At 47.4% G+C, this 17,996-nt stretch carries 15 protein-coding genes; 12 read left to right on the top strand and 3 right to left on the bottom strand.

Annotated elements, in window-relative coordinates:
- Nucleotides 1-367 precede the first annotated feature (367 nt).
- Nucleotides 368-979 carry an SCO family protein gene (locus tag BS614_RS28535; protein ID WP_036605732.1) on the top strand — a complete coding sequence of 204 codons (612 nt, stop codon included), beginning with the start codon at nucleotides 368-370 and terminating at the stop codon, nucleotides 977-979.
- A 75-nt stretch (nucleotides 980-1,054) separates the two neighbouring features.
- Here BS614_RS28535 and BS614_RS28530 read toward each other — a convergent pair whose 3' ends face one another.
- Together BS614_RS28530 and BS614_RS28525 are read right to left on the bottom strand one after the other, a co-directional pair.
- A complete protein-coding gene (locus tag BS614_RS28530; protein WP_074096388.1) occupies nucleotides 1,055-1,402 on the bottom strand; it encodes a toprim domain-containing protein in 348 nt (115 codons plus the stop codon).
- A gap of 485 nt (nucleotides 1,403-1,887) precedes the next feature.
- Entirely contained in the window at nucleotides 1,888-3,063 is a 1,176-nt protein-coding gene (locus tag BS614_RS28525; RefSeq protein WP_074096387.1) for an MFS transporter, read from the bottom strand.
- A 190-nt stretch (nucleotides 3,064-3,253) separates the two neighbouring features.
- Here BS614_RS28525 and BS614_RS28520 point away from each other — a divergent pair, with 190 nt between their 5' ends.
- The 11 genes from BS614_RS28520 to BS614_RS28470 all read left to right on the top strand — a co-directional run bounded on the left by BS614_RS28520 (nucleotide 3,254) and on the right by BS614_RS28470 (nucleotide 16,503).
- Nucleotides 3,254-3,736, top strand: coding sequence for an ATPase (locus tag BS614_RS28520; protein ID WP_174806458.1), 483 nt, complete (start codon nucleotides 3,254-3,256; stop codon nucleotides 3,734-3,736).
- A gap of 18 nt (nucleotides 3,737-3,754) precedes the next feature.
- On the top strand, nucleotides 3,755-4,900 hold the full coding sequence (locus tag BS614_RS28515; protein WP_157116236.1) for a transglutaminase domain-containing protein: 1,146 nt from the start codon (nucleotides 3,755-3,757) through the stop codon (nucleotides 4,898-4,900).
- 105 nt (nucleotides 4,901-5,005) lie between these two features.
- A complete protein-coding gene (locus BS614_RS28510; protein ID WP_047841307.1) occupies nucleotides 5,006-7,042 on the top strand; it encodes a peptidoglycan D,D-transpeptidase FtsI family protein in 2,037 nt (678 codons plus the stop codon).
- A 395-nt stretch (nucleotides 7,043-7,437) separates the two neighbouring features.
- Nucleotides 7,438-9,387: a peptidoglycan D,D-transpeptidase FtsI family protein gene (locus tag BS614_RS28505; protein WP_167544432.1), complete on the top strand. Its 1,950-nt coding sequence runs from the start codon at nucleotides 7,438-7,440 to the stop codon at nucleotides 9,385-9,387.
- Nucleotides 9,388-9,623: 236 nt separating this feature from the next.
- Entirely contained in the window at nucleotides 9,624-10,568 is a 945-nt protein-coding gene (locus BS614_RS28500) for a metal ABC transporter solute-binding protein, Zn/Mn family (protein WP_074096385.1), read from the top strand.
- 31 nt (nucleotides 10,569-10,599) lie between these two features.
- Entirely contained in the window at nucleotides 10,600-11,421 is an 822-nt protein-coding gene (locus tag BS614_RS28495; protein WP_244898219.1) for a metal ABC transporter ATP-binding protein, read from the top strand.
- Nucleotides 11,422-11,424: 3 nt separating this feature from the next.
- Nucleotides 11,425-12,384, top strand: coding sequence for a metal ABC transporter permease (locus tag BS614_RS28490; RefSeq protein ID WP_017692397.1), 960 nt, complete (start codon nucleotides 11,425-11,427; stop codon nucleotides 12,382-12,384).
- Nucleotides 12,384-13,256: a metal ABC transporter permease gene (locus tag BS614_RS28485; protein ID WP_047841304.1), complete on the top strand. Its 873-nt coding sequence runs from the start codon at nucleotides 12,384-12,386 to the stop codon at nucleotides 13,254-13,256. Before BS614_RS28490 ends, BS614_RS28485 begins: the two co-directional genes overlap by 1 nt.
- 312 nt (nucleotides 13,257-13,568) lie before the next feature.
- Nucleotides 13,569-14,318 (top strand): Cof-type HAD-IIB family hydrolase, encoded by a 750-nt coding sequence (locus BS614_RS28480; protein WP_074096384.1) that lies wholly within the window; start codon nucleotides 13,569-13,571, stop codon nucleotides 14,316-14,318.
- A 54-nt stretch (nucleotides 14,319-14,372) separates the two neighbouring features.
- Nucleotides 14,373-14,813, top strand: a complete 441-nt coding sequence (locus BS614_RS28475) for a DUF456 domain-containing protein (protein WP_047841365.1) — start codon at nucleotides 14,373-14,375, stop codon at nucleotides 14,811-14,813.
- Between the two features lie 61 nt (nucleotides 14,814-14,874).
- Nucleotides 14,875-16,503 (top strand): putative polysaccharide biosynthesis protein, encoded by a 1,629-nt coding sequence (locus BS614_RS28470; protein WP_074096383.1) that lies wholly within the window; start codon nucleotides 14,875-14,877, stop codon nucleotides 16,501-16,503.
- A gap of 202 nt (nucleotides 16,504-16,705) precedes the next feature.
- Here the strand turns inward: BS614_RS28470 and BS614_RS28465 are convergent, their stop codons facing one another.
- On the bottom strand, nucleotides 16,706-17,992 hold the full coding sequence (locus BS614_RS28465; RefSeq protein ID WP_074096382.1) for a DUF2515 family protein: 1,287 nt from the start codon (nucleotides 17,990-17,992) through the stop codon (nucleotides 16,706-16,708).
- Nucleotides 17,993-17,996: the final 4 nt, after the last annotated feature.

Below are 17,996 nucleotides of genomic sequence, written 5' to 3'. Positions count from 1 at the left end.
ATACCCATATATAGTGTATAATATCCGTTTGTCAGGATGCAAAACATCCCTAATTTCAAAGTTATGACAATTTCCTGTGCCATACCCAATAAATGTACGTAGTTTGTCAAACTATTTTGGCATTTCCTATGATAAACTTTATATCGGATACTGAGAAAAAATGCGGCAGACAATGTGGGGTCGGTTATATTACATAAATATTTATGGGCATTGTTCCTTTAAACCGTTACAATAATATAGAATCTCATAAAAAGTAGGTTTCTTTGAATACATATGTCACAGTAGATGGATAAAGCGAAACGAACGTGATTTTGGATTCACATATGTATGCGTATTCATAAGAAAAGATGCAGAAGGGACGAGGAAGATGCTTAAAAAGTACAAATGGACATGGATGCTGCTTGGGCTCGCACTTATTATGGCTGTGTATCTGATGTGGGGCACTGTATTTGCCAGTAAGGAAAAATTACCAGAGATTCGTGAAATCCAATCCTTTTCTATGGAAAATGTAGATGGCAGTACAGTATCACTGGAGGATACTCAAGGGAAAGTCCGATTGTTCTACTTTTATTTCACCAGTTGTCCGGATGTCTGCCCTATTACGACCTTTACGTTATCCCAGGTGCAGGATCTGTTGAAAGAGGACGATACCTTTGGTAAAGATGTCTCATTTGTATCTATTTCATTCGACCCCAAAGTCGATACAAGAGAGAAGATTAAGACGTTTGCAGACCGTTTCCACGCGGATTATTCCGGATGGTACTTCTTGCGAGGGGACATGGACAAAACCAAACAGTTTGCCAGGGAATCATTCCAGATCCTGATCGATGGGGAGAGTAAGGATGATTTTGCCCATATGAATATGATTGGTCTGGTGGATGAGAACAACCAGCTACGCAAGGTATATAATGCATTTAATACAGAGGACGTTGTGCCAGCTGTCATTGCCGAGGATATTCGCAATCTGATTAAGGAATAATCATCTGATACTCATATTGTAAAGGCTGCCTTAAGGTTGGATATCAACCCAAAGGCAGCCTTTTGGTATTTCATTTTAAAAGGAAGGATGTTCAGGGTATTGGATGTATGTCTCTAACCCGGCTTTCTCCAGCTGGGCAATGATATACTCATCAGGTGTTCCTTCCACACCCGCATATCCTCGTCGTGTATACATCTGTACTGCATTCGGGAAAGCATCTCGAAGGACACCTCTAATTTTTTTGCCGGAACTGTCATTATCCATAAATAAAAAGACTTCATCGTAACCGACTTGCTTGCGCAGGGTCTCCAACTTGAGGGAATTAAGTGTTCCAAACGTACATAGAATGTTGATTTCGGGTCCAACCAGACGTTTCAGTTTGCTTCGGTCATTCTTACCTTCCACAATGACATGAATAGGCATGATATTCACCTCTTGTTCGAGAGCTTATGTCGACATTCCCCGGGAAATGTTGCAGCGAAAATCGACTGATTATATAAAATGGACTCCTTTCTTTACACTATTCACCACGCGGACAGGAGCACCTCTGATTTCTAAATTCTTTTTCACGTACATCAGGAATTAATTCTGATCAGTAGTGGCCGTTACGGTTACGGATCGTTCCTTCGATCGCTGTTGTCTCCAAATTTCTGATTGATTTTATTTTTTATAGGTTGAAATATGGAGACAAAGGCGAACGCTACCGCTTCTTCAAAATCGATTCCGTCCCCTTCACTACTTCCAATGATCGTCCATACCTAATGATGATAATCAAGAAAAGATGAAATCTTAAAGACGGCGCTGATGATTCCTAGGCCGCTCCGTTCGAGTGTAAAACGTTAGTCCATTTTATATAGTTTAGCTGTAAATGGGGGAATGATGCAAAGCTAATGAAAATACTGGCCAGCCTAATTCAATATACTTTTTGGATCGGACAGGGAAGCTTCGCGTCTGGATGTATAGTATGGAAGCAGTAGCATACCAATCATTAACAAAAGAAACGCGATGAAATAGGGTGATAACCCGACACGAAGTTGCCCGGCTGTGATGGGGCCGATGAAAGAGCCGATGGAGGTGGCAATGGATTGCAACGAGAATATGCGGCCCAACTTGCTTCCTCCGCTCAGACGGATAAATAGGGTAGCCATAGCTGGAAAGATGATGCCTTTAGACATTCCGAGTACAAATAATACGGTGGACAACGGAATTTGCGGAATGGCTGCCATCACAAAAAAACACAAGGACATTAACAGCACGCCCGCAACCAGACGCAGCTTGGGGGAATACCGATTGAGAAATAACATGCTGAGTGTGAAGAGTGCCCCAATACTGATAATAGAGAACAGCAGTCCGGTAGACATGATGGACGATTGTCCTCCGCCCCGCAGGGGTAATTCGAAGAAGAGAATCCCTTGGGCACAGGCAATCACCAGAGGCAAGGCAAAGTATCGCCAGGACACCGGCAGGAAGGCACTTGTGGCATCTGCTGGTGAAATAGCAGGTTTCGCAGGTTCCGTTACTTTCTCATGCTGCTTGATGATGCCGCGAGGCATCGTCATGAAAGCAATGACACCTGTGAGAATAAGCAGATAGCCCAATCCTGAGAATGTAGCAGAAAATCCCATGGAACCCACAATGATCGCACCGGCTGCTGGTGATACCACAGACGCGAGGGTATGTACTACCCCGTGACCCGACATATACTTTCCCTGTTTCACCGGATCGCTGGATAACTGTGCAAGCAGGGCGAGACATGCAGGAGACAGGAAGGCCAGTACAAAACCGCTGATGGAACGCAGCGCCAGCAGTTGCCATGGTGTTTGGACATAGGCTTGTAAGAGCAGGATGAATCCTGCACCGAGCAGACTGAATACAATGTAGCGGCGACTGCCATGTTTATCGATTTGTGTTCCAGCAATCAGATTGCCAGGAAGATGTGTTAAGGAATAGATGCCCATCATCCAGCCAATGAAAGTAGGGGCGGCTCCCAGCGAGATGGCAAAAGGGGTCAGAATGGGATACTGAGCGTGCAAATCAAATACGGCAAGGAACAAAAACAGGTATAGCCAGATGGCCGTTTTCACATAAGCCCCTCCTTGTTAAGCGATGCATGTTCAAACTACAGGTCTTGAACGTGTTCCCCGTTCGCCCGGGAGAACCTCATGGTACTACTTGTACGCCCGGCGGGACGAACTTAGACCGTTTATTTTTAAGGGAGAGGGCTTAGCTGACAGCAGCTTCGGAAATCATGTATAATATTCGGGAGTGTTACGAATGAATTCTAATACGGAAGGTGTAGTCATGAACATAGAAGTAATCAAAGAGTTTGTGATGCAGAACTGGCTGGTGATCGTGGTTGCATTGATCATATTGTTCTTTGTTCTGAATGTGGTCAAAACCGTATTGAAATGGGCGATTGCCATCATCATTATTGCGGCTCTACTGATATACAGCGGCATCTCCATTGATCAGATCAAACAGACAGTGACAGACGTACAATCCAGCACGATGGACACATTGAAGAAGGAAGCAACCAGCATGATGCTGAAGGAGGCTTCCAAAGCAAAATACGTCAAAGGACAGGATGGAGCGTTCACCATCACAAGTCCCAATGTGGAGATTAAGGGCAGAACTCAATCGGATAAAGTTGATGTGACCTTCCGCGGAATTTCACTTGGCGAATGGAAACTCGACAATGAAACTATACGTACGTTTGTCGAACAGGCACAGGAGAACAAAACAGCACCAGCATCGTAGTAAAGGGGGAATCGGTACGTGCTGCAGAATTGGCTGGACAGCCTGAAGGAATTGAATGGCATCACGATTATGCTGTTGCTGATTGTGGCTGCTTCATTATTGCAGGGTTGGTCCAGAGGGGCTTCGCGTTCAGCAGGCAGACTCTTTGGGTTCCTGATGGATGGCATTATGGCGGTCATTGGTATTCTGTTGTCGATCGGTTTAACGTTGTGGCTTGCGCCATATGTACAGCAGTGGCTGTCTGAGTATGCTTCAGCCATGCCTAACCGTGAGTTGAACCGGTGGGAACAGATGTATTATACGTTGGTTACGGCGATTGCAGATTTTCCGCTGATGCGGTTCGCTGTATTATTTGTACTTAGCTATGGACTCATCCGACTGATTCTCGGGTTTCTCTCTTCATTTATTTTTAGCAACAGGCAGAGGTCAGCCGAGGAAAGTGCGCCTAAAGGTATGTTTAGTCGCTTGACGGGTGCATTCATTGGCACGATCATAGGCTCCGTCCGCGGAATGATTGTCATCGCAGTTTTGTTCATGATTGTCAGTCTTTACCCTGGAAGCATGTTCAGCCGATATGTGGAAGCATCCCCGATCTATATGCAAGGGGCCAAATCGGTTATTGAACCGTTGTCTGGCACGTTTATTAAGGACAAGCTACCCGTCTTTACGCAGGCTGTGCAGAAGGAACTGGGCGGCATCCTGCAACGTAAATATGAAGTCATCGACCACAATATTCCGACGGACATTGAATCAGCAGCGAGTGAGATTGTCAAAGGCCAATCGACAGATGAAGCCAAAGCAAGAGCGCTATACGACTGGGTAGGTTCACGTATTCAGTATGACTATGGTAAAGTGGATGACTATGAGCAAAAGGGCATATGGCATGAACAAAATCCACAGAATACATTTGATACACGCAAAGGCGTATGTATTGATTATGCCCGTCTTTACGCCGTGATGGCCCGTTCACAAGGACTTGAAGTCAAAGTTGTTACAGGACTTGGTTATAACGGCCAGGGAGGGTATGGTCCGCATGCGTGGAATGAGGTGTATTTGAGTGATTCCGAGAGCTGGGTTCCGCTTGACCCGACATGGGCGATCAGTGGAGACTGGTTTAATCCTCCGAATTTTGCCGACACCCATCTAAAGGATCAATCAGCTTAGCAATACAACGGACATGGGTCCGGAATATGACGACGTTGCCAGGTTATCATGCCGCGAAGAATCAGTTTGAGCGGTATGCATCAAGTCATGAAAGAGGTAGGATGGATGAAAAAACATTCCAATGAGAAGGATGAACTTACGGACAAACGGCGCTTCAGTTACCGAATGAACGTATTTTTCTTCGCTTCCTTTGTTATTTTTAGCGTTATTATTGTACGCTTGGCCTTTTTGCAATTCGTGGAAGGGCCTGAACTTAGCCAGGAAGAAGCAAGTAACATTACCAAGGATGTACCACTTCCTCCTGTGAGAGGCACGATCTATGATTCTACAGGTGAGGTGAAGTTGGCTTACTCCAAGCCCATTCAGTCTCTCTACCTGACACTGTATAAAAACTATGGGGATGTTGATGGGAAACCGAGTCCTAACATAGGGGAAGTGCAGGATATTGCAACCCGGTTGCATGATGTGTTTGAACAGTACAAGCTGAAGGACTCAGAGCCACTTACGGTGGAGAAAATTATTGAAGAGATGGACTTGAACTCCCGCAAAGCGAACGGTTTTATGCCACGTCTGATCAAGAGTGATCTGTCCGAGGAAGAGGTTGCTTATTTCCTACAGCACAAGGACGAGTTCAAAGGTATTCAGATCGTCGAGGAGAGTGTACGATTCTACGATCCGGATACGGTAGCGGTTCAGACCATCGGTTATCTGAAGAAGTTCAGAAGTTCGAAGTCCTTGAACAAATACAAAGAGGTGGACGAGGCCAATAAAACGCAAACGGATCCGGGCCTGGTGTATACGGAGAATGAATTTGTAGGCTTTGATGGACTGGAACTGCAATATCAGGATGCTCTCCGCGGCAAAAGCGGATATACATCCGTTGATGTTGATTTGCGTAACTTGCCTGAAGGTGTAGCAGGTTCTACCCCGCCGCAGAAAGGTTACGACCTGATTTCCAGCATTAACAAGAATGTTCAGGTGAAAACAGAACAGGCCATCCTGGATCAGTTGAGTTGGCTTCATCGGAATCAGGTTTCCGGTCGATTACATCCGAATGCCAAGACCGGATTTGCAGTTGCGATGGAAGTGGATACGGGGAAAATCGTATCTGCTGCCAGTATGCCAGATTATGATACCAACATCTGGAGAACAGGCAGTATCACAAATGATCAGTATGATGATATCAAATATGTGTATCAAAATGGTACGATTCGTTCATTCCCTCCGGATGACTCTAAAAAGCGAGCTGAATCGATCGTGCTACTCGGTTCCACCATCAAACCGCTTAGTGTCTTGATCGGTTTGAAAGAAGGTTTCTTCACTACCAATACGGTTTATTCGGATAGAGGTTCAACGACCTTTGGTGGGGACAATCGCAGAGTGCAGAACTCATCAGGGCATGTGTATGGTGCAATGTATCCTCGTGATGCGATTCGTCATTCCTCGAACGTATTCATGATTGATGAGATTGGGAAGAAGATGTACTCAAAATACGGTGCGACCGGAATTGACAAATGGGATGAATACATGAAGCAGTTCGGCCTTGGGGTATCTACAGGGGTTGATCTGCCGAATGAATTCCTTGGCATACGGGATTACATGAACGACACGGAAAGCTCGCTGACTCGTCTCGTGTATGGTTCCTTTGGACAGCAAGGGAAATACACAACCATGCAGTTAGCACAGTACACGACAATGCTGGCGAACAAAGGAAAACGGATGGAGCCACAATTGGTTAGAGAGTTCCGGGATTCGGAAGGCAACGTGGTCGAGAAAGTAAAACCGAAGGTACTCAGCACGGTGGAGTTTAACGATGCCTACTGGAATGAAGTACAACGAGGCATGGCAACCGAGGTATCTGCATTTAGCGGATTCCCTTATGACTTTGCTAGAAAAACAGGAACATCGACACAGGTAGTAGGCGGTAAACTGGTGGATAATGGTGTATTTATCGCCTATGCACCACGTAATAATCCAAAGCTTGCTGTCGCTGTGGTTATCCCCGAAGGGGGCTTTGGATCGAGCAGTGCGGCTCCGGTTGCACGTGCGATCTTCGATGCCTATGACGAGGAATTCGGTCTCGACGGTGTACCTAAGAAAGACAAAAATAAAGATTCAGATTCGGAATCAGGCACACAGTAATGTGAGGCATTGGTTACAGAGGGGACCCTTCGTGGGTCCTCTTTTTTGTTTTACGTGGAGCATGGATCGTAAGAGTGAACTAATTAATTGCATTAATATGTAACCATATGAGCTGTACCACGTTTATATAAGGGAAGGGTAAACGCGATCCGGAGAACGGGATGACGTTGATATGTCAGTGTTTACATTGAAATCGGTAGATGGGGTAGTGTAAAAGTTCTGTTTACGAAAATGTAACCAAATATTGAAAGACGTGACAGCTAACCTTTGGTAGACTTGTATGAGAAAGGATTAAAAATCGGATTGAACGCGTTCACAAGACGGATTAAATATTTTATTTTTATAGAGGAACGGGAGAGGCTTAAAACATGTTTAACCGATTGAGGAAGAAACCCATGACTGAGGAAGATACACCCGTCAACAAGCCTTCCACCGCAAGGCTGAATCTGTTTTTTTTCGCGGCATTTGTCATATTTAGTATCCTTATTTTCAGATTAGCCTTTGTGCAATTTGTGGAGGGTCCTGAACTGACGTATATGGAAACGAGTCGTAATACCAAAGACATTCCACTCGCGCCTGTTCGTGGTCCCATCTATGATGCGACAGGGGAAGTCGCGCTGGCTTATTCCGAACCTGTACAGTCCCTCTATGTGTTGTTATACGAGGATTATCGGAATGATGAACGTAGACAGGAAGCGGAGGAACTGGCTCATGATCTGGCGGCTGTGTTTAAGCAGTTTAATCCAGGGGACAAAGAGCAGCCGGACGGGGAAGAGATCATCAAACGATTGGATCTGGATTACCAGAAAACGTTTGGGTATGTGCCGAGGCTTGTGAAGTCGGATCTATCGACCAAAGAAATTGCCTTTTTCATGGAGAAAAAAGCGGAATATCCAGGCGTTATGGTGCTGGAAGAAAACATAAGAAAATATGACCCGGATGGTGTAGCGGTTCAGGTTGTGGGTTACACAAGAGAGTTCAAGCGAGCACCAGATTCCATTGCCAAATATAAGGCCATCCGTGAAGGAGCAAGTACCCAGCGTGATCCAGGGCTTGTCTATCATGAGGAAGAGAAGGTTGGCTTCGATGGGCTGGAGCTTCAATACCAGGAAGAACTCCGTGGACGAAGCGGATATCAGTCCATTGATATTGACGCACGTAATCTGCCAGATGGGACGATGTTACAAACACCACCAGAGAAAGGCTACAGTCTGGTTTCCACCATTAACAAGGAAATTCAGATGGCTGCACAAGAGGCGATAACGGACGAATTGCGCAGACTGCCTAAAGCAATTACCGGATACGCAGTAGCCATGGAAGTGGATACGGGGAATGTGGTAGCTATGGCAAGTATGCCAGATTATGATCCGAACGATTGGGATTATGACAAAATTAAGTTTGTATTCCGGAACGGAACCACCGAGTCGTTCCCACCGAATGATGCCAAGCCTAGTCGGGCGGAATCCGTTATACTTCTTGGATCAGTAATCAAGCCGCTAAGTGTGCTGATTGGATTAAAAGAGGGATTATTTACAGCAGGACAGACCTATCACGATCAGGGATATGCTATCTTGGGGAAAGACGGACGACAAGTGAAGAACTCGCATTCTGCGTATAATGGTTCTATCACGGCGAGAAGAGCGATCGAGAAATCCTCCAATGCGTTCATGATCGATATGGTAGGTAAACGTTTGTTAAGCAAATATGGCTCCACTAAGGGTATTCAAATCTGGGACGAGCATATGAAAGAATTCGGATTGGGTGTGTCCACTGGTGTAGATCTGCCTAATGAATTTTTGGGTAGGCTAGAATATAATAATGATGACGAATCAGCTCTAACACGTTTGGCATTTGCCTCCTTTGGACAGCAAGCCAAGTACACTACAATGCAACTCGCACAATACACGACGATGCTTGCCAATAAGGGCAAACGGATGGAACCACATCTGGTGAAGGAAATCCGTGACGCGGACGGCAATGTGGTGAAAGAGATCAAACCTAAGGTGCTTAATGAAGTTGATTTTGCCGAGGCGCACTGGAATGAAGTGCACAAAGGAATGGTTACCAAAGTAAGTTCATTTGACGGTTTCCCATACGATTATGCACGGAAAACAGGAACATCAGAGCAGGGGACCGGACCGAACAAAAAAGAGAACGGTGTGTTTATTGCCTTTGCACCACGAGATAATCCGAAGCTTGCTGTAGCTGTTGTTGTACCAGAAGGTGGATTCGGGTCAGTCAGTGCTTCACCAATAGCACGAAAAATTTTCGATGCATATGATGAAGTGTATGGTCTCGATGGAACGCCGAAAGGTAAGAAAGACGAAGGGAAAGACAAAGAGTAATGCAAAAGAACCTCGCGGAACTTGGCTCTTTTACCATCGTGACCAGAAAGTTAATGAAGTGAATTAAAAATATTTGGACAGGCAGGGGAAATAATCCCTTGCCTTTTTTTTTGGCTTCGGATAAAATTTGCACAAGGGAAACATTATTAGTCTTGATTAAAACTTAATACCTTGTACAACAAAATTAGATGCAGACAAGTATTTTAGGAGAGGGAAAGGGGACGGTTGAATTGTTAATGGTGAAAATGAGGAGTATTCAGAGGGGGTTCATCACGCTAGCGGCTCTGGTTCTGGTTGTTGTACTTACGGCATGTTCCAGTGATGCAGAGACAAGCAGTGGTGGCAAGCTGCAAGTAACCGCTACAACGGGAATGATCGCTGACGTAGCACGTGAGGTAGGCGGGGCATATGTTGATGTTACCGGGCTAATGGGCCCAGGAGTTGATCCCCACTTGTACAAGGCATCCCAAGGTGATATTCGCAAGCTGGAACAAGCAAAAGTCATTTTTTATAATGGACTGCATCTTGAAGGCAAAATGACAGACATTTTGGAGAAAATGTCCTCAAGCAAGCTGGTTACTGCTGTTACAGAGACTATTCCAGTCGAGGAGTTACACTCAGGCAAAGATACAGGCGGCACCGAATATGATCCACACGTCTGGTTTAACGTCAGCCACTGGATGCATGCGGCAGAAGCCGTACGCGATACGCTCGTGGAGGCGGACCCGGACCATGCTGAAGAATACAAGGCTCAGGCAGAGGCGTATCTGGCGAAGCTCGAAGTACTGGATGCCGAGGTGCGTGAGAAGATTCTGGAGATTCCGGAAGCAAGCCGGGTATTGGTTACGGCGCATGATGCATTTGGATATTTCGGGCAGGCATATGGCATGAAAGTGATGGGGCTTCAGGGCATCAGTACAGCAGCCGAATACGGAGCAAAAGATGTTAGCGAACTGCGGGATTATCTCGTAGATAACCATATCAAAGCAGTATTTGTTGAATCGAGTGTACCCGCAAAAGCGATGGAAGCCATCATTGCTGGAGCAGCTCAAAAAGGACATACAGTCAGCATTGGTGGAGAACTGTTCTCGGATGCCATGGGGGCTGAGGGAACGGAAGAAGGCACATACATCGGTATGATTCGCCATAATGTTGAGACGATTGTAGAAGCCCTGAAATAATGAATCACATGAAGAGAGGAGTTACAGGATTATGGAAGATACAACTTTATTGGAACAAACTCCTACGAAACTGAACAACAGTCACTTGCAGGGAACGCAGCCAACATCGGCTCCTCTTAGTGTGAGGGATCTGGCTGTTGCATATCACAAAAAGCCTGTGCTTAGCAGCGTATCCTTCGATATTCCGGAAGGACAGCTCATCGGAATTCTCGGACCAAATGGTGCAGGAAAATCCACCCTGATCAAAGCGGTTCTGGGACTCGTACCGAAGATGCATGGAGAGGTACGGATCTTTGGACAATCGTACAGGGAACAACGTCGCCGCATCGGTTATGTGCCCCAACGGGAATCGGTGGACTGGGATTTTCCAACGCATGCACTCGATGTGGTGATGATGGGACGGTATGGTCATCTAGGATGGTTCCGTCGTCCGGGGAAAAAGGAGCGAGACCTGGCGGCACACTGCCTGGAGCAAGTCGGCATGGGTGATTACATGTACCGCCAGATCAGTCAGCTGTCCGGTGGACAGCAGCAACGTGTCTTTCTGGCGCGGGCACTCGTGCAAGACGCGGATCTGTATTTCATGGATGAGCCATTTGCAGGTGTCGATGCCACCACGGAGAAAGCGATCATTTCGCTTTTGGAACAGTTGAAGAAACAAGGCAAGACGGTACTGGTTGTTCACCATGATCTGGCGACAGTCGAGGAATACTTCGACCATGTGCTGCTGCTCAATGGACGACTGGTGGCAGGTGGGCCGACAAGTGAAGTATTTGTACCGGATACATTGCAAGAGACGTACGGAGGCCGGATTGCGATGATCGGAAGCCGGACGGAGAAAGGCCAGGTGTAGTGCATGTGGAACTGGATCGTTGCCATCTTATCTGACCCCAATACACGTTGGATATTACTTGGCTGTCTGTTGCTGGGATTCAGTAGCGGAATTATTGGCTCCTTCACCTTTCTTCGCAAGCAGAGCCTGATGGGGGATACCCTCGCTCATGCTGCTCTGCCCGGGATCTGTATTGCATTTATGTTGACGGAAACGAAGTCGGTCGGATTGTTCCTGTTCGGTGCTCTGGTGGCTGGCATTGTTGCTACCTTCGGAATCTCGTGGATTACGCGCTACTCCCGAATCAAGCAGGATGCGGCGATGGGAATTGTGCTGACCGTCTTTTTCGGGGTTGGTGTAGTGATGCTGACGCGCATCCAGCATGGGGCGAGCGGAAGTCAAAGCGGACTCGATAAATATTTGTTTGGGCAGGCGGCATCCATGGTCATGACGGATGTGTATGTCATGGGTGGCGTATGTCTCGTATTACTGATTGCCTGTCTTGCCTGGTTCAAGGAATTCAAACTGGTGAGTTTTGACCCAGGCTTTGCAAGAGGTATGGGTCTGCCAGTTGCCATGTTGGAGCAGCTCATCCTGCTCTTAACGGTAATCGCGGTGGTGGCCGGAATACAAGCCGTTGGTGTCGTGCTTGTTGCGGCCTTGCTGGTAACCCCAGCAGCAGCGGCACGTTGCTGGACCGACTCACTCGCACTGATGGTGGTATTGGCTGGCATATTTGGTGCATTGAGTGGTGCAACAGGGACTATCTTCAGTACGCTTGTACCTAATCTGCCGACAGGACCTGTAACCGTTCTTGCGGCTACGGTGTTGTTTGCCGGGTCAGCCTTACTGGCTCCGCGTCGTGGATTATTAGCTCGACGTTTGCGTAGTATTCAGGCAAAATCGGCGTATATGCGTGAAGAGCGGGCTACACTCCAGACTCTCGCCACACAACGAAATCAGCAGGAACGGGGGGAGATGTAATGGCAACGTTTTGGATTATCTTAACGGCCGTATTGGTTTCTTCCGCCTGCGCCATCCTCGGTTGTTTTCTGATTCTGCGGCGAATGGCTCTGGTCGGTGATGCGATCAGCCATGCGGTTCTCCCTGGTATTGCGATTGCTTTCCTGTGGAGCGGTTCCAGAGATTCATTGTGGATGCTACTTGGTGCAACGGTGTTTGGACTACTGACGGTGTTCTTCATACAGAGTTTGCAGGCGGGAGGACTCTCGTCTGATGCCTCGATCGGAATTGTGTTCACAGCACTCTTCGCAGTAGGGGTCATTCTGATTAGTCTGAACGCCCAGCATATTGATCTGGATCTGGACTGTGTTTTGTTCGGTGAGATCGCTTATGTACAGTGGGATACGCTAACCCTTGGGGGTACGGATGTCGGGCCGAGGGCGGTCTGGATGCTAGGTATCACTTTACTAGTCATCCTCGTCGTCATTGGGCTGTTCTACAAACAGTTCAAGTTATGTGCCTTCGATCCGGCGCTGGCTGCGGCCTGCGGCATTCCAGTAGTGTTGTTCCACTATCTGCTCATGGGACTCGTTTCGATGACGTCCGTAGCTTCATTTGAGAGTGTTGGTTCGATTCTCGTTGTGGGCATGTTGATTGTACCTGCGGCAACGGCTTACCTGCTCACAGATCGTCTGGGCAAAATGATTCTGTATGCCGTCCTAATCGGAGCAGCATCCTCGGTTGGAGGTTACATCATGGCATACGCCCTGGATGCTTCCATTGCGGGCTGTATGGTAGCTGTTGCTGGAATTTTGTTTGTTCTTGCACTGTTGCTGTCACCGAAACATGGCATTGTATTCCGTTACGCTCGTCGCAAATTCGCGGCAAGGTAATGGAAGTTTAAGTGAATAACAGGTGAATAAATAAAATTATAAGAAGCCGTCTGCATCGCAGGCGGTTTTTTTGCGTGTCTGGTCGTATTACTTTGACAAGGGCAACCGGATATAACATATGCAATATAAATTGATAATGTAGCGTCATCCTGCCGATTACGGGTTATTTTGTTGCATACAGATGATCTGTGGTAAAATGTCGTTAGCTGTGACGTCCGGAGCGTCCGTTGTTACGGGTGCCGGGCGATCTTGTTGTGAGAGAATGTTTAAAATTAGGGAGAAATAGAGAGACAACTTAGGAGGAACTACTGTATGAGTGAACTGAAATACAAATTGCTTGCATTGGATATGGATGGAACATTACTTAACGATAATCATGAAATTACACAGGAGACCGCCAAGTGGATTCAAATTGCCATTCGTCGGGGTGTACATGTGTGCCTTTCTACGGGAAGAGCCGTATTCCACGCGATGCCTTATGCTGTCCAACTTGGACTGGAGACACCGATGGTTACCGTTAACGGTAGTGAGGTCTGGAAAGCACCACATGATCTGCATATGCGTCATCTGATGGACCCGGCATTGATTCGCCAAATGCAGGAGATTGGTGAGAAATATAACAGCTGGTACTGGGCATACTCCGTGGAAGAACTCTTCAATCGTGACCGCTGGACGGACAATATTGAAGGTCTGGAATGGTTGAAATTCGGCTTCAATACGGAAGTGGATGAAGTGCGTCACCAGATCATGATGGAACTGCAACAAATGGGCGGTCTGCAAATGACCAACTCCTCACCCGTTAATATTGAGATCAACCCTGCCGGCGTATCCAAAGCCAGTGGTGTAGCTGAAGTCTGCAAGCTGCTGGGCATCGAGATGTCCGAAGTTGTTGCTGTCGGAGACAGTTTGAATGATCTGGCTGTCATTGAGGCCGTGGGTCTTGGTGTAGCGATGGGTAATGCGCAGGAGCAGGTGAAGGAAGTGGCTGATCTGATCGTAGCGAGTAACAATGAAGACGGCATCGTCGAAGTGATCCGTGAACATATTTTGAAGGGGGAGTAACCTTTGCTCGCAACCGTTGCCTGGATTTTAATTGTGCTGCTGTTTGCAGTGGGGATGGCTGGAACGGTATATCCCATACTGCCTGGTGCTGTAGCGATTTTCTTCGCGTTTCTGGTCTACGGCTGGTTCTTCAGCTTTGATCCGTTTGGTGTGTGGTTCTGGATCATTCAGATTCTGATTGTTGTTGTGTTGTTTGTGGCTGATTATGTCGTCAGTGCATGGGGCGTGAAGAAGTTCGGTGGCTCCAAGTTATCAACAACGCTGAGTACCATTGGTGTTATCATTGGCCCATTTGTCATTCCGGCATTTGGACTGGTGCTGGGACCATTTATCGGTGCATTTATCGGGGAACTGATCGGAGGTTCTTCACCTTCCAAAGCGTCGAAAGTTGGATTTGGTTCCGTTGTGGGGCTATTTACGAGTACTGTGATGAAAATTATTTTGCAAATCGTCATGATTGTTCTCTTTATTATCTGGGTGGTAAGATTCGCCTAAACGTTCAGGATTAGCTTCAACGGGATGCACGTCCGGTGTGGAGGAAAGAAGGGGAATTCGTTTGTCTAAGAAAGAAACATTCATTAGGGGTACGCTCATACTGGCGGCCGCTGCACTGATCGCAAGAGTACTCGGATTGGTTCAACGGGTGCCGCTGGAGCATATCCTCGGCGATATCGGTAACGCATCTTTTACCATCTCCAATACGGTATATTTAATGCTGTTAACTGTAGCAACGGCGGGCATACCGAGTACACTTAGTAAGATGGTATCGGAACGCTATGCGCTCGGACGCGCGAGTGAAGCCCAACAGATCTACCGTGCAGCCCTGATCTTTGCCGCTGTGGCCGGGGTAGTCATGTCTGCTTTGTTGTGGTTCGCGGCACCTTATTATGCTACGTATGTGTCCAAAGTACCGGAGTCGGTCAGTGCCATTCGCGCCTTGGCTCCAGCGTTACTACTTTTCCCGGCTATTGCGATGATGCGTGGATATTTCCAAGGACGCGGCAACATGACAGCGGGTGGTATTTCACAGATTGTTGAACAGTTCGCCCGTGTAGGTACAGCCATTATCGTGGCTTATGTCATGCTGCAATGGAATTATGATGACCAGACGATTGCTGCAGGTGCTTCATTTGGTGGGGTATTAGGAAGTGTGGGTGCCTTCGGTGTCATGCTGTACTTCACCTTGAAGCTACGTCGTAGCGACCGTGCGGCCCAATTGAATTACGAGCGTGCAGAGCAGTTACCGATGCGAGGTATCTACAGTGATATCTTTAAGCTGTCTATTCCAATTGTGCTGTCTTCACTTGCGGTTCCAGCCATTAACTTCATCGATTCATCCCTTGTGGTACCACTGCTTAGTGGCCAGATCGGACTCGAAGAAGCGACTGGTGTACTTGCGATCCTGGGTGCGAAAGCCCAAAGTATTGCGGGTATTCCTCCGATTCTGGCTATCGCTTTGAGTCAATCGTTGGTGCCTGTCATATCGGCAGCATTTGCCCGCAAGGATGAAGCGCATCTGAAGAGTCAGGTTACACTTGCGTTGCGCATTTCGATTCTGACAGGTATGCCGATTGTCATTGCACTTTGTGCGGCAGCATATTCGGTTAACGGATTGCTGTTTACCAATCTGGATGGAACGCCGATCATTGCCTTGTTAACATTCGGTACCATTTTCCAGATTACGATGATGACCACCAACTCCATTTTGCTCGGGGTAGGGAAACCGCGGATTACGATGATCAGTGTCGCAGCAGGTGTTGTGATCAAATTGATCGCAAGTCTGATTCTGGCGCCGATCTTTGGCATTTACGGCATCATTATTGCAACGGCCCTTTGTTTCCTGGTTATCACTTACCTGAATCTGCGGGTCCTTCGCAAAATCGTTGATTTCTCCATCATGGGAGATCGTTGGAAAGGATTTATCATTACAGTGTTGCTTGCAGCAGGTGTAGGATTTGCAACGAACTGGATTGGCAATACGATCTTTGGACTGTTCCTGCCAGCGCGTGTATCCTTCTTGCTTACCTGCCTTGTGGTTGGTGTGCTTGTTGTGGTGGTGTATCTGGTTCTCATGGTTGTGCTGCGTGTACTGCGCAAGGACGAGCTGGGCAGTTACCCCCGTATTCTGCAAAAAATTCTTCGTCCACTTATGCGTCTTCAACGTGGAGCTGGGCAAAGAGGTTAAAAATGCAAAAAGCATCATCCATGCTCCAGAATTTTTTGTGAAAATAGGATACAAGCTCTGTCTGCTATTGAAGCAGACAGGGCTTTTTGTTTAGCTAAGGAGAGCTGAGCGACTGAACTCGACATTAGCCCAGCAAGCGAGGATTAGCGGTACATCGGATATCACATCATCCGTCTTTGCCTGCTCCATATAATCTTCAACATTAGTGTGTGATGGCTTTAGCATCATGAGCCAGTGCCGTTTTCAGCATGCCATACCGGTGTTCGTGACTCATCTCAAACAGCCATGGCCGACGCGGTGCCGTCAGATAACCGAGACTATCCCGAGTCTGAAGCCAGTCATGTCTGGTGATCGGTTCATAAGGCGTGTCCCCCCATACGGAAAGTAGTTCAGGACTATATAATCGTTGCCCTTCTGGAAGCCATTCCTCATCCAGTAACGCCTGAGCGTATAATGTATATTCACCCGCCTCGTCTTCACGAGTGGTAAACAAGCCAGGCCAATATTCAGCGCGCGAGCCACGATGGGGAACCAAACGTGCGAACTCCAACACTTGTGTGTGTACTTGCTCCACGCCAAACAACAAGGCATATAGCCCTTTGCCAAACATGATTCGCTCATCCAGTTTGCCAAAATGTTCAATGACGCGTCCTGCGAGTCCTGCTCCCCGTCCAAGAGGAAAGACGATATGATTCAGACCGGCCAGATTATGCAGATGGAATGCGGGTTTGGAAAGTGCTTCTTTTTGAAAATAAGGATGCTGCACCACCCGGCTCTCGATATAGTTCTGCTCATTAATAATTAATGCCACACTGAGCAGTGAACTGCAACGTTCCAGCCAAAAGCGTTCCCAAAACGGCGTCATAAACGCCGACACGTGAAAGTGCGACAAGAGATGGAAACAGCTTCGTCCGATCCGGCGACTGTTCATATACAGCAGAAGCTGGGGATATGCATCCTGGAAAATGAGTGCATTGCACCGCTCCAGCAGCCGATACATATGCTCGCGATCGCTTTGATTCTGTAGATTATGCATTAAGTCACTCTGAAGATCTGTCATGTGATATCCGCCGTTGCGAGAGACCATATGGGCCAGTAGTGCCCAATGCAGTTCGGGATATTGCTCATAACATTCCAGATAGGCTGTCGTGCGGGTGATATTACTCCGATTGTGCTCCTGAGTCAGTGTCTTAATCTCTTCCAGAATGATGCAATCTTCTTCGCAGACGAGTGCGCTTTGAACCTGGTCCGTGCGTGTAAAAGATTTGTTGCTGGTAGGTAACAAACGCTCCACCTCAGACTGTAAGGTAGCTGCCGTATCGGTATCCCACTCGATGTCACGCAATGGGTGACGAAGCTGTGCAGAAGCTTGCCATGCAGCCTGTTTGCCACGCCAGATTTCCCGGGCAGCACCCGGAATGGAACGGACCATCTGCAGGAGGGACCCGTGATGTTGTTCGCTGGAAGAATCGGTTCTGGTGGAAGTCATGATG

The sequence above is a fragment of the Paenibacillus xylanexedens genome, from assembly GCF_001908275.1.
In the GTDB taxonomy this organism is placed as follows: Bacteria; Bacillota; Bacilli; order Paenibacillales; family Paenibacillaceae; genus Paenibacillus; species Paenibacillus xylanexedens_A.
This window is presented reverse-complemented; position numbering and strand designations above follow the sequence as displayed.

Bases quoted from the DNA above. Each gene is read 5' to 3' on its own strand.
- BS614_RS28485 (WP_047841304.1), top strand. From the start codon at position 12,384: ATGGCAACGTTTTGGATTATCTTAACGGCCGTATTGGTTTCTTCCGCC.
- BS614_RS28475 (WP_047841365.1), top strand. From the start codon at position 14,373: ATGGCTGGAACGGTATATCCCATACTGCCTGGTGCTGTAGCGATTTTC.
- BS614_RS28465 (WP_074096382.1), bottom strand. From the start codon at position 17,992: ATGACTTCCACCAGAACCGATTCTTCCAGCGAACAACATCACGGGTCC.
- BS614_RS28490 (WP_017692397.1), top strand. From the start codon at position 11,425: ATGTGGAACTGGATCGTTGCCATCTTATCTGACCCCAATACACGTTGG.
- BS614_RS28535 (WP_036605732.1), top strand. From the start codon at position 368: ATGCTTAAAAAGTACAAATGGACATGGATGCTGCTTGGGCTCGCACTT.
- BS614_RS28530 (WP_074096388.1), bottom strand. From the start codon at position 1,402: ATGCCTATTCATGTCATTGTGGAAGGTAAGAATGACCGAAGCAAACTG.
- BS614_RS28520 (WP_174806458.1), top strand. From the start codon at position 3,254: ATGAATTCTAATACGGAAGGTGTAGTCATGAACATAGAAGTAATCAAA.
- BS614_RS28510 (WP_047841307.1), top strand. From the start codon at position 5,006: ATGAAAAAACATTCCAATGAGAAGGATGAACTTACGGACAAACGGCGC.
- BS614_RS28500 (WP_074096385.1), top strand. From the start codon at position 9,624: ATGGTGAAAATGAGGAGTATTCAGAGGGGGTTCATCACGCTAGCGGCT.
- BS614_RS28480 (WP_074096384.1), top strand. From the start codon at position 13,569: ATGAGTGAACTGAAATACAAATTGCTTGCATTGGATATGGATGGAACA.
- BS614_RS28495 (WP_244898219.1), top strand. From the start codon at position 10,600: ATGGAAGATACAACTTTATTGGAACAAACTCCTACGAAACTGAACAAC.
- BS614_RS28505 (WP_167544432.1), top strand. From the start codon at position 7,438: ATGACTGAGGAAGATACACCCGTCAACAAGCCTTCCACCGCAAGGCTG.